Here is a 15,801-nt window from a genome sequence, read left to right as displayed (position 1 = left end):
TTCCTCGTTAAGCTCGGCCGCGCAGATAGGCCGTGAAGGTGTCGCTGCCAAGCTTGCGCTGATCGCGCAAGCGCCAGCGGCCATGCGCATCAGCAAGGCTCGCCAGCCCCAGCCCGCCCAAGCTGCGGCGGCCATCGCCGATCAGGATTGGCGCGCGGTAAAGATGCAGTTCGTCCACCAGATCAGCTGCGAGGAAAGCCGCTGCCGTCTCGCCCCCGCCTTCGACATAGCAATAGAGCGCGCCATCAAGCCCCGCGATGTCCTGCGGCGCGGCAATCGCGGTGACGCCTTCGGGCGCTGGCCCGCGCGTCAGCACTACCCGCCTTGGCGAGCGCGCTTCCAGCCCCGGCAGGCGAACATCAAGGCGCGGCGCGTCCGCACGCCACGTCCCGCCGCCCACCAGAATCGCATCATGCTGCGCGCGGATCGCATGGACGTGCGCGCGCGCGGCCTCTCCGGTGATCCAGCGGCTGGTGCCATCAGCCAGCGCGATGCAGCCATCGAGCGATGTGGCGAGCTTGAGCGTGACCCACGGCCGCCCGGAGTGCTGGCGGGTCAGAAACCCGGCAAGGCTGGCGGCAGAGGTTGCATCATTGAGCAACCCCACCGCAATCCCCGCCGCTTCCAGCCGGGCGATGCCCTGACCCGCGGTGCGCGGATCGGGGTCGCGCTGTCCAATCACCACGCGGGCGGGTTTGGCCGCGACGATCAGGTCGGCGCAGGCCGGGCCGCGCGCTGATTGGTGCGCGCAAGGTTCAAGTGTGACGTAAAGCGTCGCCTGCGCGAGCACGTCCGGGGCCAGCCCCGCCAGCGCCGTTGCCTCGGCATGGGGCCGCCCGCCTGCCGCCGTCCACCCGTGCGCCGCCACCCGGCCCCGGTGCACCACCAACGCGGCGACGCCGGGGTTGGGGCGCGACAGCGGGCGGGCGCGCAGCGACAACCGCGCGGCGGCGGCCATCCAGTCGTGATCGGTCGGAAGCGCGCTGGCGGCTATTGCTCAGCACCTTCGCTGCTGGTGTCAGCCGACCTGCCAGCCTGTTGAAGCAGTTCTTCGCGGCGCTTGGCCCTCGCAGCTTCTTCGGCAGCGCGCTCGGCATCGGCCTTGCGCTCTATCTCTTCGACATCCATCCCTGCGGCCGCGCCCAGCGCCTTGTACATTTCACGCTTGCGCTGCGCGATCCGGGCAAGCTCAGCCGCGCGCAGGTCTTTGACCTCTTGGTTGGCGAGGTTTTCAGCGGCGATTTCCGCGTCACTGCGCGCCGGGTCGACCGTGGTGATATAGGTGATCGTTGGCCGTTCGGGGTCCTTGTAAACCGTGGTGCCCATCGCCCAATACAGGATCACCGCCACCGGCATGATCGACAGCACCAGAATGGGCCAGCGATAGGGATTGGGCCGCCGGAACTCGTTCCAGAAATCGGCGAGGCCGGGGGCTGGGTTGAAGCGGGAATTGGACAGCATCAGCCCATTATAGGGAGGCGTCCGCCCGAACGCAAAACCTGTCTCTTATCCGAACGCCGAATAAAGCCCGCGCCCATGTTCCTTTAACCAGCGGTCAGCCGCCGCAATCTCGCCTTCGAAGATGCGTGCCAGCAACGCATGGAACGCGGGACTGTGATCGAAGTGCACCAGATGCGCGACTTCGTGCGCCACCACCGACCGGCGGACGTGATCGGGGGCCTGCACCAGCCGCCAATTGATGCGGATGCGGCTTTTGTCCGAACATGATCCCCAGCGGCGCTGAGCGCGGGTGAGGCCAACGGGCACCGGTTCCAGCCCGGCGGCAGCGCAATATTCGTGCATGTCGGCTTGGGCGAGGCGCAGTCCCTCGGCCTCAAGCCAGCGGCGCAGGCGCGTCTCCAGCCCGGTCTGCGGCCCACCGATACGCAAAGCCTCGCCCGTGATTTCAGGGCGGCGCGGGGCTTTGGCCTCCCACGTCAGCCGCAGTGCGGTGCCGCGATAGCGAACCTCGCCCCCCGGTTCGGGCACAGCGCGGGCAGGCAGCTTTGCCAGTTGGCTAGCCAGCCAATCGCTGCGGGCATGGGCAAAGGCAATCGCCTCGCGCCCTTCGGCCCAGGCGGGCAGAGTAACGCGCACTTCGTTGCCATCGGGGGCGAGCCGCAAGGTCAGCCTCCGGGCATTATGCTGCCGCTTGAGCACGATCGGAAGGCGTTTGCCGCCAAGCTCGATTGCGGCATCCAAGGCAGGGCGGCGCAGCCAGTCGATCACGCTTCGGCGTCCTCCTCAAGCATCGGGCGGTCATGTCGCGGTGAAGGCCATTCAACGATGTGATGTTCCAGCGGCCCGGCGTCGACCTCGCTCACCACCCGGCCCACCACCGATACGCCCAACCGGCGCACCGCATCACGATCACCGCTGATCAGATAATGCCAGCCTGGCAGCGGGCGGCCATCGGCGCGCAGACGATAGGCGCAGGTGGATGGCAGCCAGCTCACCTGTTCGACAATCCGCAGCGTCAACCGCAGGCAATCGGGGACGAAGGCCTTGCGGTTGCGGTAATCGCTGCACTGCGCCGTGCCGGTATCCAGCAGGCGGCAGGCAATGTTGGTGTCGACGATTTCGCCAGTGTCTTCGTCTTCGATCTTGTGTAGGCAGCAGCGCCCGCAGCCATCGCACAGCGCTTCCCATTCGGGCCGGGTCAGCTCGCCCAAGGGCAGCTCCCAGAAATGCTCTCTCAATTCACCCATTTGTCCAGTTCCGCCGCCACCGCATCGGCGCCTTGATCGGTTGGCAGCGTCGCCAGCGGTTCGCCCTTGGGGCCGAACAGGTAAGTGATAGCGGAATGATCGACGAGGTATCCGCCGCCTTCAACCACTTCGCCCTTGGCATAGAACACCTTGAACGTTTTGGCCGCAGCGGCGATCTGATCGGGGGTGCCGGTCAACCCGATGATGTCGGGCGAGAACGCGGCGGCGAATTCGCCCACCACCTGCGGCGTATCACGTTCGGGGTCGATGGTGATGAAGATCGGTTGGATCTTTGCCGCCTTGGCGGGATCACTCGCCTTCAGCACCTTCAGCCCCTGCGCGACGCGCTGCATGTCGGTGGGGCAGATATCGGGGCAAAAGGCATAGCCGAAATAGACAACGCGGTATTTGTCGGCAAAATCGTCCCACTTGACGGTGCGCCCATCGCTGGCGGTGAGCGCAAAATCGCCGCCGATGGCTGCGCCCGCCAGTGGCGGTTCAGCATCAGGCGCGGCGGCATTGCAGCCCGCCAGCGCCAGCGCGCCAGCGATCAGAAGGGCGAATGTGGCGGAAGGCTTGTTGATACGGTTCATGCTCTGCTAACTGTTGGCTTGCGAAGGGAACGAGGCTTGCCCACTCCCGCTATACACACCAGATGTGTGACAGGTAATGCGAAAGGATCAAACCGTGACGGCCGTTGTTTTGCGCAAATTAAGCGCTCGCCGCGCGATTGCCAGTGCAATCATGGCGATACTGGCGCCGATAATCGTGGTGGCGCTGGGCGTTCCTGCTGCAGCGCAGTTCCAGTCTGAGGGGTACAAGTTCCTCGAAGCGGTCAAGGATCGTGAAGGGGAAGAGGTCACCGACATGCTCAACAAGCCGGGCAGCACTATTGTCAACACCCGCGATATCACCTCAGGTGAAACCGGCCTGCATATCGTGGTCGCGCGCAGCGACGTGTTGTGGATCCGGTTCCTGCTGCAGCGCGGGGCCGATCCCAATATCCGCAACAAGAAAGGCGTGACCCCGCTGCAACTGGCGACATCGATGGGCTTTACCGAAGGGGTCGAAGCGCTGATCAAGGGCGGGGCGAGTGTCAATGTCAGCGATCAGACCGGGGAAACCCCGCTGATCGCCGCCGTGCATTCGCGCAATGTGGCGCTGGTGCGGGTGCTGCTGGAACAGGGCGCCGATCCTGACCACAACGATAATTCCGGGCGTTCCGCGCGCGATTACATGGAGTTGATGAGCGGCAATACGCTGATGAAGCAGGAATTCACCAATGCTGACACCAAGCGCGAAGAGGCAGGGCCAAAGCGCGATTACGGGCCATCGTTCTGATATGGCCACCACCGATTTTTCCGACCTGACGCTGGATGAACTGCGCGTCGCACTCGCCCCCGATATTGCCGCCTCGGCGATCTTCGACGGCTGGAACGAAACCGCGCTGATTGCGGCGGCGGAAATGGCCGGGTGCGATGTCGATATTGCCCGGCTCGCCTTCCCCGGCGCAAAGCCGATGGACATGATCGAAGCGTGGATCACTAGTGTCGATGCAGCAATGGCGGCGCAATGGCCCGCCGATCGGCTGGCGACGCTGAAAATCCGCGAACGCATCCGCACGCTGGTCGCGTTCCGGCTGGACGCGGTGGCGCATATTGACGAAGCCGTGCGCCGCGCGCTGGCGGTAATGGCGCAGCCGCAGAACGCGCCGCGCGCGCTAAAGCTGGGATGGCGGTCGGCCGATATCATGTGGCGGCTGGCGGGCGACACCGCGACCGATTACAACCACTACACCAAGCGCGCGATCCTTGCGGGCATCTATTCAGCCACGCTGGCGGTTTTCGTGAATGATGACAGCGAAGACAAAGCCGATACCCACGCTTTCCTTGACCGCCGGATTGACGGGGTGATGCGGTTTGAAAAGGCCAAGGCCCAGTTTCTGAACAAAGACCGCGAATTGCCGAGCCTGACGCGGTTTCTCGGCCGATTGCGCTATCCGGCAAGGTAATTCGGGGATTAGCCCACGGGGCTTGTCGTCTCGCCCGCTTTGATGTCCTATGACGCTCGCAAGAGTCGCGCATTCGCGCGCGCAAGTTTTTGACGGGAAGGGACGTTTCGATGGCGGGTTCGCTCAACAAGGTCATGCTGATCGGCAATCTGGGGGCCGATCCCGAAATTCGCAGTTTTCAGAACGGCGGCAAGGTCGCCAATCTGCGGATCGCCACATCGGAAACGTGGAAGGATCGCCAGACCGGTGAACGCAAGGAAAAGACCGAGTGGCACACGGTCGCGATCTTTTCCGAAGGGCTGGTCGGCGTGGTCGAACGCTACCTCAAAAAGGGCAGCAAGGTCTTCGTCGAAGGCAAGCTGCAAACCCGCAAATGGCAGGATCAAAGCGGGCAGGATCGTTACAGCACCGAGATCGTCATTCAAGGCCTCGGCGGCACGCTGACCATGCTTGATGGCGCGCAGGGCGGCGGCGGTGGTGGGCGTTCGGGCGGCAGCGCGAGCGGCTATGGCGGCGGCGCAGCAGCAGGCGGCAGTAGCGGCGACTGGGATCAGAGCGGCGGCTCTGCGGGCGGCGGTTCTTCAGGCGGCGCGGGCAGCGGTTCGGGTGGCGGCTATGACGATCTGGATGATGATATTCCGTTTTGACTTAAGCGCTTAAGGCATGGTAGCTCTAGCGCTGATCGGGTGTGGCTTATCGCGGGGTTATCGTGCTTTCAGAACTTTTTGCTGCGGCGCTCGCAGCCAACAGCGTTCCACCACCGCCGCCGCCGCCCAAAACCTTCGGAAAATGGCCACGCTGATCCTGATGCCAGCCACCCCAACCCCCGCATAAGCGGGGGCGAAGCCTCTGCGCGCCCTCCCTGATCGCGCCAGCAGCGATCTCAGCGCCGGGTTTTTCAACACAATCGTCCCGGTTGAGGAAATTCCTGCCGTTCGGCTTGCGACGCCAAGTCGGTCGTCAAGCCAAGGCCGTGCAAGGTTCGTTCATGTCCTACTCTTGGAACCTATGGCGCCTCCGAACAGCCAGATGAATCGCCTTGCAAGAAATTATTGGCGAGAAACCGCTCAACGACATCGAAGTGATCAAGCGGTGCATTATGCCCGCCCTCAATTGCAAGATGTTCGAAATAATATGGAAATCCGTTCCCCTCGAGGCGCTCCACCATCGAGGCAGACATCTCCGTTGATGGCCAGAATTCATCCTTGGTCGCAGACAAGAAAAACACCGGACCGCTAATTTTCTCGACTTCGATTGAAGCGGCATCCACGGCTTTCTGATTTTTCAGCATCTCTTCCCAAACAGCCCTCAAGTCTCCCTTGATCAGCGGCCATGTTGCGCTTGTGGGCATTGGCACAAAAGGCAAATTCTCTCTATTCAAGGTAAATGACGGCGTATTCATTGCAATGGTGACCCCAGGGTATACTGCATTGCCCGGCACTATGGCGACAACGGCATCAATATCGGAATAGTGGCTTCCAAGAAGCAGGGCCAATTCTGCGCCCTTGGAACCGCCAATCAGGGCGACGCATTCTCCGTTTATCTTCGGCTTATTGGCGGCATCGCGAATTGCTTGGTGGACGCCTTCCAAAGCAATGCGGTCAAGATTTTCTGGAGTTCCCTGCTCACCAAAATACGCCACCGCCAGGAATGCGTATCCCTGCGCGATGAACGCGTCGCGCTGCTCTTTCCAAACGTCGCTTGCCCAAGCATTACCGCCTTCGGCACCGCCGAAGCCGACAATCAGAGGTTGATTATCACCCTCACCCAGAAAAAGCTCTGTATTCACTCTGCCATGGTTTTCCGGCAGCGTTTGATCATCAAAGCTGATTACCAGATAGGCGTAAATACCAACTGCAACCGCGATCAGCGCAGATATCGAAATACCTGCCCATTTTAGGAACTTAATTGACTTGGTCATCATGAATCCTTGTTGATGTGGGACTGCGCGTCTGCGCGCCCAAATTCCGGGTCTTTCCAGAAAAACAAAGCGTCCACAGTGCACCCGAATGCAGCCGCCAATTTCATGGCCAGTTCCAGAGATGGAGCATATCGGCCCGTTTCCAGAGCAACGATTGTTTGGCGTGTGACGCCCACGATTTCAGCGAGTTGCGCCTGGGTCATTTCCGCTTGGTCAAAGCGGAACCGGCGAATGTTATTGCCGATCTGGAGGGTAGTCATTCGTCAGGACCAATCGCGCTCGCAGCATTCGTATCTTTGGCATATTCGATCAGTTGGGTCGCATATTTGATCAGCAAAGATGCAACAACTATCGCAATTTGAATATTTCCGGCCATGAAAAGTGTCAGCGATTTTCCCTGAACTGGCGGAAAAAATGCCATCACAAACGAAAATATGACCAACCCTGCGATCAAGGACACAAAGCCCGCCTTTGTCCCGCGCGCTATGATCGTTTCGTCGCGCTCATCGCGGATATTGCCTGCCTTGCTCACTGCAAAGCTCACGACGATCATCGTCGCCAGTATTGTCCACGAATCTATTGCCAGATAATTTCCGTGACCGACGTGAAAGTCTATGTCCGGATAAGCGAGCGTCGCAATCAGGTGACCAAAAAGTAGTGCCGTCCCCACAGCATAGAAACGCACATTTCTCTCGGGAGCACCCGGCTCCAATCCGGTCGTTTTTTCCAGCGTTGCCCATCGCCGCCATGCCCACGCAGTCCATGTCACGAGAGCTAGCGCACCGATCCATCCCATGGGGAAATTCAAATGCAGGGAAGCTAGGGCAAGCAGGACACCGAAGGCTAACGCACCGCATGCGGTAATGATACTTCGTGGCATCGACCGAGGAACTCCGTGTCTGGTTTACCGGACATAGTGTTCGGTGAACCAGACATCAAGAGATAGTTCAAGTCGCGCCAAACTGGTGTTCGAATAGCGGACCGGCAACAAACCACCCAATCCCCGCCATTCTTGGCGAATATCGCGCCACCCAAAAGCGGACGTTCCGCCTAATCCTTCTTCAGCGCCGCCAGCATTTCCGCCATCGGCCCGTCCTGCTCGCCCTCGGCCACGATCCCTGCGGCTTTGCGCGCGGCTCCGGCATTCGGCCCTTCGGCGTAGGGATCAATCGCGAGGCCGAGTGTCTGCGCCACCGCTTCGCCCAGGTCGAACATTTCGCCGGTAAAGGCGATTTCGTCGCAATCATCGGCTTCGAGTTCGATTTCCAGTGCTTCGTCCTCGGTCATCGGCCGGCCGCTGCCTTCGACGAAGCGCAGGTCGACCGGGACATCGATGCTGACCGGGAAATCCTCGGCTGAAATCGCGCAGGGCTGCATGAGTTTGGCCCGCAGCCGCCCGGTCGCCCGGATCGCGCGGGCTTTTTGGTCGAGCGTCACTTCGGCCCGCAGGCTCTGCACTGCGCCCAGCCCGAACCGTGCCGCCAGCGCAGCGCGCTCCTCGGCGCTGGCCTCAATCACCACCGGATCGGCGGGCAGGGGCCGCGCCTTGACCATGCGGGTCAGTTCGGATGGGGGCGTGACGGAAGATGGAGGCGCGCTCATTCGATCGCGCTCGCTTTGAGCATATCGTCGTCGCTGAACCGGGTGAGCCGCTGCGACAGCTGCATCAACCGTTCGGCGACCATGTCCGCGCTCGCCGTCTCATCCGACCCGTCGGCAAAGGTCACGTTGCGCTGCACCGCACTGGCCAGCTTTTCCAGATCGCCCGCGTTCAATGCGTTGCGATAGGCGCCCAGCCTGCCGCCGAGCACGCTCATCAGCTTGCCGATGCGTTTGCCCACCACCACGTCATTTACCCCGAATTCGCGCAATTGCCCGTCCATATCCTCGACGAATAATTCCGCCAGCAACGCGCTTTCAGATCGCATTTCGGACGCTTCGATCCGCACCATCACGGTGCTGAGCACAGCGGTAATCATGTCGAACCGCCCGGCAATCGAATCGGCCACACCGCATTCGGTATAATAGGCCGGGTCGCGCGCCAGTTCGATCACGCGGTGCCACAGCGGACGCACGCTTTCACGCGGGTCGGGGGCAGTGCCGAGCAGGCGGGAGAGGAAGGACATGCTTTACGGGCCTTTCGCACGTTCAAAATCGGATCATCGCAGGCGCAATCGCACCGCATTTGTTACGCAAACCCCCATCATGCGGATGCGCCCAAGCGCAGTTCAACCGCAGTTCAGGCCGCCTGCGCCACCGCTTTGCCATATGGTGCGTTGCAAGCTTGCGCCTAGCCCCTTAAAGCGCATCCCCCAAGGGACAAAAGCGCAAACGCGCGACACAGGACGGGACGAACACGGTTTGGCGCAGATGAAAGACGCAGGCGTAATGAAATCCGGCGCGCGCAGGATCAAGGCAGTCGTGTTGCTGGCCGCGATGGCGGCCACGCTTCCGGCGTGTTCTTCGATCCGCGAATCGCGCGGTTATATCGTCGATCCGATGCTGACCAACGCGATTCAGCCGCGGATCGATAACCAGCAATCGGTCGAAGGAACGCTGGGGCGCCCCACCTTCACCAGTCAGTTCGGCACGCCGACGTGGTATTACGTTTCCAGCATTACCGGCCAGCGCCCATTCAACAGCCCGAAAATCCGCGAACACACCGTTCTGGCGGTGCAGTTTGACGATGCGGGCCGCGTAATCAGCGTGAACCGCAGCGGGGTGGACAAGGTGGTCTTCCTCGATCCCAATGGTAACAAAACCCCGACGCTTGGGCGTGAGCGCGGGTTCCTGGAAGACCTGTTCGGCAATATTGGTCAGGTCGGTGGCGGGCTGCCGGGTGGCGGCGGGCCGGGCGGGCCATAGGTCTTTGCCACAAGCGCGCTTGATCCTGCGGACAGGCGCGCCATATTCGGGATCATGACAAGTGATCCGGCGAGCCACGGCCTTATCCAGTGGCACGGCACCACCATCATCGGCGTGCGGCGCGGCGGCAAAACCGTGATCGCGGGCGATGGGCAGGTGTCGATGGGCAACACCGTGATGAAACCCAATGCGCGCAAGGTGCGCCGCATTGGTGATGGCAGCGTCGTGGCGGGGTTCGCCGGGGCGACGGCGGATGCTTTCACCCTGTTCGAGCGGCTTGAGAAAAAGCTGGAACAGCATTCGGGCCAGTTGATGCGTGCGGCGGTAGAACTCGCCAAGGACTGGCGCACCGACAAATACCTGCGCAATCTCGAAGCCTTGATGATCGTTGCTGATGCCGACACGCTGCTTGTGCTGACTGGCAATGGCGATGTGCTGGAGCCAGTGGGCGAAATTGCCGCGATCGGATCGGGCGGCAACTTCGCGCTCGCCGCCGCGCGTGCACTTGCCGATTATGAAAGCGACGCTGAAGTGATCGCGCGCAAGGCCATGGCGGTTGCGGCGGATATCTGCGTCTTCACCAATGGTAATCTGACGGTTGAAACCGTTTAGCACACATCCGTCACCCCGGCGCAGGCCGGGGCCCAGTATCGCAACGCCGGACACTGGTTTCCGGCCTTCGCCGGAATGACGAACTCGAAAAATGACCGACAACCTTACCCCCAAAGCCATCGTCGCCGCGCTTGATGAACACATCATCGGCCAGCAGGACGCCAAGCGCGCGGTTGCTGTGGCGCTGCGCAACCGCTGGCGGCGCCAGCGGCTCGGTGCGGATTTGCGTGACGAGGTGACGCCCAAGAACATCCTGATGATCGGGCCGACGGGCTGCGGCAAAACCGAAATCAGCCGCCGTCTGGCGAAGCTGGCCGAGGCCCCGTTCATCAAGGTTGAAGCGACCAAGTTCACCGAAGTCGGCTATGTCGGGCGCGATGTCGAACAGATTGCCCGCGATCTGGTTGAAGAAGCGATCCGGCTGGAAAAGGAACGCCGCCGCGAAGCCGTGCGCGAGGCAGCGTCCGATGCCGCGATGGAGCGGCTGCTGACCGCGCTGGTGGGCGACAATGCCTCCGAAGCGACGCGGGCCAGCTTTCGCCAGAGGATCGTGCAGAACGCGATGAATGACGTCGAGGTCGAGATCGAGGTTGCCGATGGCCCGTCTGCCCCGTTTGATATGGGCAATATGGGCGGGCAGATCGGGATGATCGACCTGTCTGATATGATGGGCAAGGCGCTGGGCCGCAAAGCCACCCGCCGCCAGAAATTGCGCGTGCCCGATGCGTGGGACCGGCTGGTGGACGAGGAAGCGGACAAGCGGCTGGATCAGGATGATGTCGCGCGCGCGGCGCTCGCCAATGCCGAAACCAGCGGGATCGTGTTCCTTGATGAGATCGACAAGATCGCGGTTTCCGATGTGCGCGGGGGCTCGGTGTCGCGCGAAGGGGTGCAGCGCGATCTGCTCCCGCTGATCGAAGGCACCACGGTGGCAACCAAGCATGGGCCGATGAAAACCGACCACGTATTGTTCATCGCATCAGGCGCGTTCCACGTCGCCAAGCCATCCGATATGCTTCCCGAATTGCAGGGCCGCTTGCCGATCCGGGTCGAACTGCGCGCGCTGACCGAGGCGGATTTCGTGCGCATCCTGTCCGAAACGCGCGCCAATCTGGTGGCGCAATACAAGGCGCTGCTCGGCACAGAAGACGTGACGCTCGACATTACCGAGGATGCCGTCGCTGAAATCGCCCACATCGCCGCGCAGGTGAACGCCAGCGTCGAAAATATCGGCGCGCGGCGATTGCAGACGGTGATGGAGCGGTTGCTTGAAGAAGTCAGCTTTGAAGCTGAGGACTTGAAGGGCGAAACAGTGACGATTGACGCTGCCTATGTGCGCGACAAGCTGGCAGACTTGGCGGGCGACACCGACCTCAGCAAATATATCCTGTGACCGTCGCGGCCCTCTCCCCTGAACGGGGTGAGGGCCGCGTGCGATCATTTCCCCAGCAGGTGCTTTTCCCAGAACGCCAGTTGCGCGAGGAAGGCGTAATCCGAATTGGCCTTCTTGCGGAAACCGTGACCTTCATCGGCGGCGACCAGATGCCATGCCTCGCCGCCATTGGCACGGATCGCGGCGACCATCTGATCGGCTTCGGATTTGGGCACGCGCGGATCATTGGCGCCGGTGATCACGAACATCGGCTTTTCGATTGCGTTCACGCGGGTCAGCGGGCTGATCTCGGTCAGCTTGGCGCGCTGCACCGGATCGCGCTCGTCACCATATTCCACGCGGCGCAAGTCTTGCCGGTAGGGGTTGGTGTTTTCGAGGAAGCTGACGAAATTGCTGATCGCGACGGTGCACTGCGTCGCGGTCAGCTTGTCCTTCATCTGCACCGCAGCGGCATAGCACATATAGCCGCCATATGATCCGCCGCTGAGGCCGACGCGCGCCGCATCTACCGCTGCATCCTTGCGCACTGCGTCAATCAACGCCTCCATGTCGCGCACCGAATCTTCGCGCTTGAACGGGCCATTGTCGAGGCTGACGAAGGTTTTGCCATAGCCGGTCGATCCGCGCACATTGGGGTAGAATATCCCGATGCCCAATTCGTTGAGATAGTAGTTGTTGCGCCCCATGAACCCGGCGGTGCTCTGCGCTTCAGGCCCGCCGTGGACAGAAACGATCAGCGGGCGTTTGCCGGGGAACTTCACCGGATCGGGCAGATAGAGCAGGCCCGATACCTCCAGCCCGTCAAAGCTTTGGGTGGTCACGATCCGCGGTTCGACATTCACGCCCGCGTCCAGCCCGCCGGTCTCGCTTTGCGTCCAGCGGGTTAGCGCCATCGTCTTGGGATCGAGCGACCATACGTCCGCCGCGCTTTTGGCCGAGGAGAACGAAAAGCCGATCTCGCCCCACGGGGCAAACTCCAACCCGCCGATCTGACCAGCGGGCAGGGCATCGACTTTGGTGACTGTGCCGCTGGCCACATCCAGCAGCCGCAGCCGGTCGGAACCAGCCTCGTTCACCACATAGGCGATGGTCTTGCCATCGTCCGAAATGTCGAAGCTGTCGATGTCCCATGTTTCACGTGAAACATGGCTAAAGGCACCCGAGAGGGGGTCTAGACGACCCAAGCGTTGAAAATCGGATCCTTGATCGCTTGTTACCCACAACGTGCCATCGGGCGCGATTTCCAGCCCGCCATAGGCAATCTCTGCCGCCGGATTGCCAATCGGAACCATCGCGCCGCTCGTCAGATCGAGCAGGTAGGGATCAAGATCCTGGACCGAATTATAATCGATGACGATGGCGGTCTGCTTGTCAGCGGCAAAGGCGACGATGGCCCAGCCGCCACCCTGGCTTTCATGCACCATCCGCGCCGAGGCCGGATCGCGCGGGTTCATCACGTAAAGATCGGCATCCACCCCGTTGCGCGCGGTTGAGCTATAGCCGATCAGTTCGCCGTCCTTGCTCCAGGCATTCAGCCCGTTGCGGCTCTTGCCGTCGGTCAGCAAGGTCAGCCGGCCATCTTTCAGGGTGTGGAGCTGAAAATATTCATCCCCGCCGCGATCCTTGGTCACCAGAATAATGTCGCCCTTGCCCGGCGCATAGCCTCCGCTCACCGGCTCGGCTTCGAAACTGATCTGGGTGCGCGCGCCCAGCGGCATCTCGACCCGATGGAGCTGGCTGACATTGGCAAAGCGGGTGGAGATCAGCACTGCGCGGGCGTTCGGATCCCATCCGGCAAAGCCTGCGCCGCGCGCTTCGAGATAGGGGCGCGCGCGCTCGGCCAAGGCAAGCGGGATCGGCGGCATATCCTCAGCCGTCATCGCGGCGGGGATCGGCACAGCGGGCGCGGCAGGGGCGGCGGCATCTTGGGCAGCAGCGGGAACGGCGGCGCCGGCAAGCAGCAGGGCGGTCAGGCGCAGTGGCAGTCGGGCATGGCGCATTGTTGGCTCTCTCTCCGGTGTAGGAATGGAGAAAGGACTAACCGCGCGCGGCAAAGCAGGCAATGGTGCGCGGTTATGTCAGTGCGCTGGAAAGACTGCCGCCTTCACGAGACTAGCTTTGATGCTAGAACTCCTCCGCCCAGAGCAAAACCCGAGATCACGAATAAGAGTACCAAACAAGATGAAGCTGGCGGGTCATTTTCTGAGCCTCCGCAAGCCAATCGTTGCATCTCATCGATTACATTTTTCGTTTTTCCGTTCGCTTCATCGAAGAGGTTGATCGCGACAACCTGTCCGCCTTTTACGTTTTGCTTGCCATGACCAACCACCTTGAAGTGGTACGGTGATGTCTCTTCCCATGAAACTGTGCCTGAAACGCCGGACCACGATCCCATTGTAACTCCGGTGGTGAATGACACGGTTCCTGAAGAGGCGTCGGCACTATCAACCCGGTAGTTCAGACGCCCGATTGCCTTCTTTGCCAACTCTACCAGTTGCGCTGAGGTTCCAACGAATTCGCCGTCCTCGAACCCCAGTCTATCTGGTGCTGGAATTGCGTTGGCAGCATCAACAGGTGCTCCGCAATTGGGGCAAGAAGAAGCCTTGTCTGAAATTTCCTTTGAGCAGTCAGTACACCGAATAAGGGCCACACGCGTCCTCCTCAAAGAGGAAATAAGACTTACCTGCTTCTTACCTTACGTCAATCAGCTTTGGTGTGGTGGTTTACGGATTTATCAGCCTCGCGACCCGTTACTCCGCCGCTTCGACTGCGGCGGTGGGATCATTCTCGCGCTGTTCATTCGCCTGGCGCGCCCACATATCGGCATACAGCCCGGCTTGGCCGAGCAGGCTGGTGTGGCTGCCGCTTTCCACCATCTGGCCGTGATCCAGCACGATAATGCGATCCGCATCGGCAATCGTCGACAGCCGGTGGGCAATCGCAATCGTGGTGCGCCCCCTGGCGATGCGTTTCAGCGTGCCGAGGATTTCCTGTTCGGTGCGGCTGTCCAAGGCGCTGGTGGCCTCATCCAGCAGCAGGATCGGCGGGTTCTTCACCAATGTGCGCGCGATGGCGACGCGCTGTTTCTCTCCGCCCGACAATTTCAGTCCGCGTTCGCCCACCATCGTATCATAGCGATCCGGCAGGCGTTCGATCAGCGGGGTCAGCGCGGCATCGCGCGCGGCCTGTTCGATCATCGCCTGATCCGCGTCCTTTGCCCCATAGGCGATGTTGTAGGCGAGGTTTTCGTTGAACAGCACCGAATCCTGCGGAACAATGCCGATCGCGGCGCGCACGCTCGCCTGCGTAACGGTGGCAATATCCTCACCCCCCACCAGCACCCGGCCTTGCGTCGGATCATAGAACCGGAACAACAGCCGCCCGATCGTGCTCTTGCCCGCGCCAGAAGGCCCGACGATGGCGAGCGACGATCCGGCGGGCACTTCAAAGCTGAGGCCGCGCAGGATCGTGCGCCCCGGATCATAGCCAAAACTGACATTGTCGAACGCCACCGTCGGCCTGCGCACGATCAGCGCGGGCGCGCCGGGGGCATCCTTCACCTCGATATCGGTATCGATCAGCCGGAACATTTCGGCCATGTCGATCAAGCCCTGCCGGATGGTGCGATAGACCCAGCCCAGCACGTCCAGCGGACGGAACAGCTGGATCAGAATGGTGTTGACCAGCACGAGATCGCCGACGGTGAAGGTGCCCTTGCTCCACCCCCACACGGTATAGGCCATCGCGACCGCCACCAGCCCGTTGGTGATCGCCGATTGGGCCATGTTGAGCAGGCCAACCGAGTTTTCCGACTTGATCGCCGCTTCGGCATAGGCGCGCGCGGCGCTGGCATAGCGGGCTTCCTCGCGCGCCTCGGCGCCGAAATACTTCACCGTTTCGTAATTCAGCAGCGAATCAACCGCGCGGTGCAGCGCCTTGCCATCAAGGTCATTCATCTCGCGCCGCAATTTGGTGCGCCATTCGGTGATCGCGCGCGTCACCCAGACATAGGCCACCACCGTCACCGCAGTCGCCGCAACCAGCTCGATCCCGAAATTGATGTAGAAGATGATCCCGACCGCGATCAGCTCGATGATCGTCGGCGCAATGTTGAACAGCAGGAAATACAGCATCTGATCGATGCTTTTGGTGCCGCGTTCGATGATCTTGGTGACTTCGCCGGTGCGCCGCGCGAGGTGGAAACGCAGCGACAGGCGGTGCAGGCGGGCGAACACATCCTCCGCCAGATTCAGCGTCGCCTGCTGGCCGACCCGTTCAAACGCGATATTGC

19 protein-coding genes (1 of these 19 running past the window's edge) are annotated in these 15,801 nt (G+C 61.5%); 6 read left to right on the top strand and 13 right to left on the bottom strand.

The window, feature by feature from the left end; all coding sequences use genetic code 11:
* Positions 1–7 precede the first annotated feature (7 nt).
* The 5 genes from ribD to ABIE62_RS04375 are packed head-to-tail and all read right to left on the bottom strand — an operon-like array spanning position 8 to position 3,301.
* Entirely contained in the window at positions 8–994 is a 987-nt protein-coding gene (gene ribD / locus ABIE62_RS04395; protein WP_354324096.1) for a bifunctional diaminohydroxyphosphoribosylaminopyrimidine deaminase/5-amino-6-(5-phosphoribosylamino)uracil reductase RibD, read from the bottom strand.
* Positions 991–1,461, bottom strand: coding sequence for a hypothetical protein (locus tag ABIE62_RS04390; protein ID WP_354323884.1), 471 nt, complete (start codon positions 1,459–1,461; stop codon positions 991–993). Before ABIE62_RS04390 ends, ribD begins: the two co-directional genes overlap by 4 nt.
* Before the next feature lie 45 nt (positions 1,462–1,506).
* The gene (locus ABIE62_RS04385) at positions 1,507–2,229 is read right to left on the bottom strand and encodes a M48 family metallopeptidase (protein WP_354323882.1); all 723 of its coding nucleotides are present in this window, start codon (positions 2,227–2,229) and stop codon (positions 1,507–1,509) included.
* Entirely contained in the window at positions 2,226–2,708 is a 483-nt protein-coding gene (locus ABIE62_RS04380; protein WP_354323881.1) for a YcgN family cysteine cluster protein, read from the bottom strand. The genes ABIE62_RS04385 and ABIE62_RS04380 overlap by 4 nt, the downstream gene beginning before the upstream one ends.
* Complete coding sequence (locus ABIE62_RS04375) at positions 2,696–3,301, bottom strand: SCO family protein (RefSeq protein ID WP_354323879.1); 606 nt, start codon at positions 3,299–3,301, stop codon at positions 2,696–2,698. The genes ABIE62_RS04380 and ABIE62_RS04375 overlap by 13 nt, the downstream gene beginning before the upstream one ends.
* A 94-nt stretch (positions 3,302–3,395) precedes the next feature.
* Here ABIE62_RS04375 and ABIE62_RS04370 point away from each other — a divergent pair, with 94 nt between their 5' ends.
* From ABIE62_RS04370 to ssb, 3 genes are all read left to right on the top strand, one after another.
* A complete protein-coding gene (locus tag ABIE62_RS04370; RefSeq protein WP_354323877.1) occupies positions 3,396–4,049 on the top strand; it encodes an ankyrin repeat domain-containing protein in 654 nt (217 codons plus the stop codon).
* A gap of 1 nt (position 4,050) precedes the next feature.
* Entirely contained in the window at positions 4,051–4,719 is a 669-nt protein-coding gene (locus tag ABIE62_RS04365; protein WP_354323875.1) for a COQ9 family protein, read from the top strand.
* 110 nt (positions 4,720–4,829) lie between these two features.
* Entirely contained in the window at positions 4,830–5,366 is a 537-nt protein-coding gene (ssb, locus tag ABIE62_RS04360) for a single-stranded DNA-binding protein (RefSeq protein ID WP_354323874.1), read from the top strand.
* A 359-nt stretch (positions 5,367–5,725) separates the two neighbouring features.
* Here ssb and ABIE62_RS04355 read toward each other — a convergent pair whose 3' ends face one another.
* From ABIE62_RS04355 to ABIE62_RS04335, 5 genes are all read right to left on the bottom strand, one after another.
* Entirely contained in the window at positions 5,726–6,643 is a 918-nt protein-coding gene (locus ABIE62_RS04355) for an acyl-CoA thioester hydrolase/BAAT C-terminal domain-containing protein (RefSeq protein WP_354323872.1), read from the bottom strand.
* Complete coding sequence (locus ABIE62_RS04350; protein WP_354323870.1) at positions 6,640–6,900, bottom strand: helix-turn-helix transcriptional regulator; 261 nt, start codon at positions 6,898–6,900, stop codon at positions 6,640–6,642. Before ABIE62_RS04350 ends, ABIE62_RS04355 begins: the two co-directional genes overlap by 4 nt.
* Positions 6,897–7,436 (bottom strand): hypothetical protein, encoded by a 540-nt coding sequence (locus tag ABIE62_RS04345; protein WP_354323869.1) that lies wholly within the window; start codon positions 7,434–7,436, stop codon positions 6,897–6,899. Before ABIE62_RS04345 ends, ABIE62_RS04350 begins: the two co-directional genes overlap by 4 nt.
* A 254-nt stretch (positions 7,437–7,690) precedes the next feature.
* Positions 7,691–8,242, bottom strand: a complete 552-nt coding sequence (locus ABIE62_RS04340; protein ID WP_354323867.1) for a YceD family protein — start codon at positions 8,240–8,242, stop codon at positions 7,691–7,693.
* Positions 8,239–8,766: a ubiquinol-cytochrome C chaperone family protein gene (locus ABIE62_RS04335; RefSeq protein ID WP_354323865.1), complete on the bottom strand. Its 528-nt coding sequence runs from the start codon at positions 8,764–8,766 to the stop codon at positions 8,239–8,241. The genes ABIE62_RS04340 and ABIE62_RS04335 overlap by 4 nt, the downstream gene beginning before the upstream one ends.
* Before the next feature lie 244 nt (positions 8,767–9,010).
* Between ABIE62_RS04335 and ABIE62_RS04330 the strand changes: the two genes are divergently transcribed.
* The 3 genes from ABIE62_RS04330 to hslU all read left to right on the top strand — a co-directional run bounded on the left by ABIE62_RS04330 (position 9,011) and on the right by hslU (position 11,510).
* Complete coding sequence (locus tag ABIE62_RS04330) at positions 9,011–9,505, top strand: outer membrane protein assembly factor BamE (RefSeq protein WP_354323863.1); 495 nt, start codon at positions 9,011–9,013, stop codon at positions 9,503–9,505.
* Between the two features lie 54 nt (positions 9,506–9,559).
* Positions 9,560–10,117 (top strand): ATP-dependent protease subunit HslV, encoded by a 558-nt coding sequence (hslV, locus tag ABIE62_RS04325; RefSeq protein WP_354323861.1) that lies wholly within the window; start codon positions 9,560–9,562, stop codon positions 10,115–10,117.
* A 91-nt stretch (positions 10,118–10,208) separates the two neighbouring features.
* Positions 10,209–11,510 (top strand): ATP-dependent protease ATPase subunit HslU, encoded by a 1,302-nt coding sequence (gene hslU, locus ABIE62_RS04320; RefSeq protein WP_354323859.1) that lies wholly within the window; start codon positions 10,209–10,211, stop codon positions 11,508–11,510.
* A 44-nt stretch (positions 11,511–11,554) separates the two neighbouring features.
* On the opposite strand, the gene ABIE62_RS04315 is transcribed toward hslU, so the two are convergent.
* The 3 genes from ABIE62_RS04315 to ABIE62_RS04305 all read right to left on the bottom strand — a co-directional run.
* Complete coding sequence (locus ABIE62_RS04315) at positions 11,555–13,510, bottom strand: S9 family peptidase (RefSeq protein ID WP_354323858.1); 1,956 nt, start codon at positions 13,508–13,510, stop codon at positions 11,555–11,557.
* Positions 13,511–13,614: 104 nt separating this feature from the next.
* Complete coding sequence (locus tag ABIE62_RS04310) at positions 13,615–14,160, bottom strand: zinc ribbon domain-containing protein (RefSeq protein ID WP_354323857.1); 546 nt, start codon at positions 14,158–14,160, stop codon at positions 13,615–13,617.
* 100 nt (positions 14,161–14,260) lie between these two features.
* Positions 14,261–15,801 carry the 3' portion of an ABCB family ABC transporter ATP-binding protein/permease gene (locus tag ABIE62_RS04305; RefSeq protein WP_354323855.1) on the bottom strand. 337 nt of this gene lie beyond the right edge of the window, so the window shows 1,541 of its 1,878 coding nt (coding positions 338–1,878); its start codon lies beyond the right edge, outside the window; its stop codon occupies positions 14,261–14,263.

Origin of the sequence: Porphyrobacter sp. MBR-155 (genome assembly GCF_040547625.1) — a bacterium.
In the GTDB taxonomy this organism is placed as follows: Bacteria; Pseudomonadota; Alphaproteobacteria; order Sphingomonadales; family Sphingomonadaceae; genus Erythrobacter.
Note: the sequence above shows the minus strand (reverse complement) of the source record. Positions and strands in the feature narration are given on the sequence as shown.

Bases quoted from the DNA above. Each gene is read 5' to 3' on its own strand.
- ABIE62_RS04390 (WP_354323884.1), bottom strand. From the start codon at position 1,461: ATGCTGTCCAATTCCCGCTTCAACCCAGCCCCCGGCCTCGCCGATTTC.
- ABIE62_RS04380 (WP_354323881.1), bottom strand. From the start codon at position 2,708: ATGGGTGAATTGAGAGAGCATTTCTGGGAGCTGCCCTTGGGCGAGCTG.
- ABIE62_RS04375 (WP_354323879.1), bottom strand. From the start codon at position 3,301: ATGAACCGTATCAACAAGCCTTCCGCCACATTCGCCCTTCTGATCGCT.
- ABIE62_RS04365 (WP_354323875.1), top strand. From the start codon at position 4,051: ATGGCCACCACCGATTTTTCCGACCTGACGCTGGATGAACTGCGCGTC.
- ssb (WP_354323874.1), top strand. From the start codon at position 4,830: ATGGCGGGTTCGCTCAACAAGGTCATGCTGATCGGCAATCTGGGGGCC.
- ABIE62_RS04355 (WP_354323872.1), bottom strand. From the start codon at position 6,643: ATGATGACCAAGTCAATTAAGTTCCTAAAATGGGCAGGTATTTCGATA.
- ABIE62_RS04350 (WP_354323870.1), bottom strand. From the start codon at position 6,900: ATGACTACCCTCCAGATCGGCAATAACATTCGCCGGTTCCGCTTTGAC.
- ABIE62_RS04345 (WP_354323869.1), bottom strand. From the start codon at position 7,436: ATGGGATGGATCGGTGCGCTAGCTCTCGTGACATGGACTGCGTGGGCA.
- ABIE62_RS04340 (WP_354323867.1), bottom strand. From the start codon at position 8,242: ATGAGCGCGCCTCCATCTTCCGTCACGCCCCCATCCGAACTGACCCGC.
- ABIE62_RS04335 (WP_354323865.1), bottom strand. From the start codon at position 8,766: ATGTCCTTCCTCTCCCGCCTGCTCGGCACTGCCCCCGACCCGCGTGAA.
- ABIE62_RS04330 (WP_354323863.1), top strand. From the start codon at position 9,011: ATGAAAGACGCAGGCGTAATGAAATCCGGCGCGCGCAGGATCAAGGCA.
- hslV (WP_354323861.1), top strand. From the start codon at position 9,560: ATGACAAGTGATCCGGCGAGCCACGGCCTTATCCAGTGGCACGGCACC.
- hslU (WP_354323859.1), top strand. From the start codon at position 10,209: ATGACCGACAACCTTACCCCCAAAGCCATCGTCGCCGCGCTTGATGAA.
- ABIE62_RS04315 (WP_354323858.1), bottom strand. From the start codon at position 13,510: ATGCGCCATGCCCGACTGCCACTGCGCCTGACCGCCCTGCTGCTTGCC.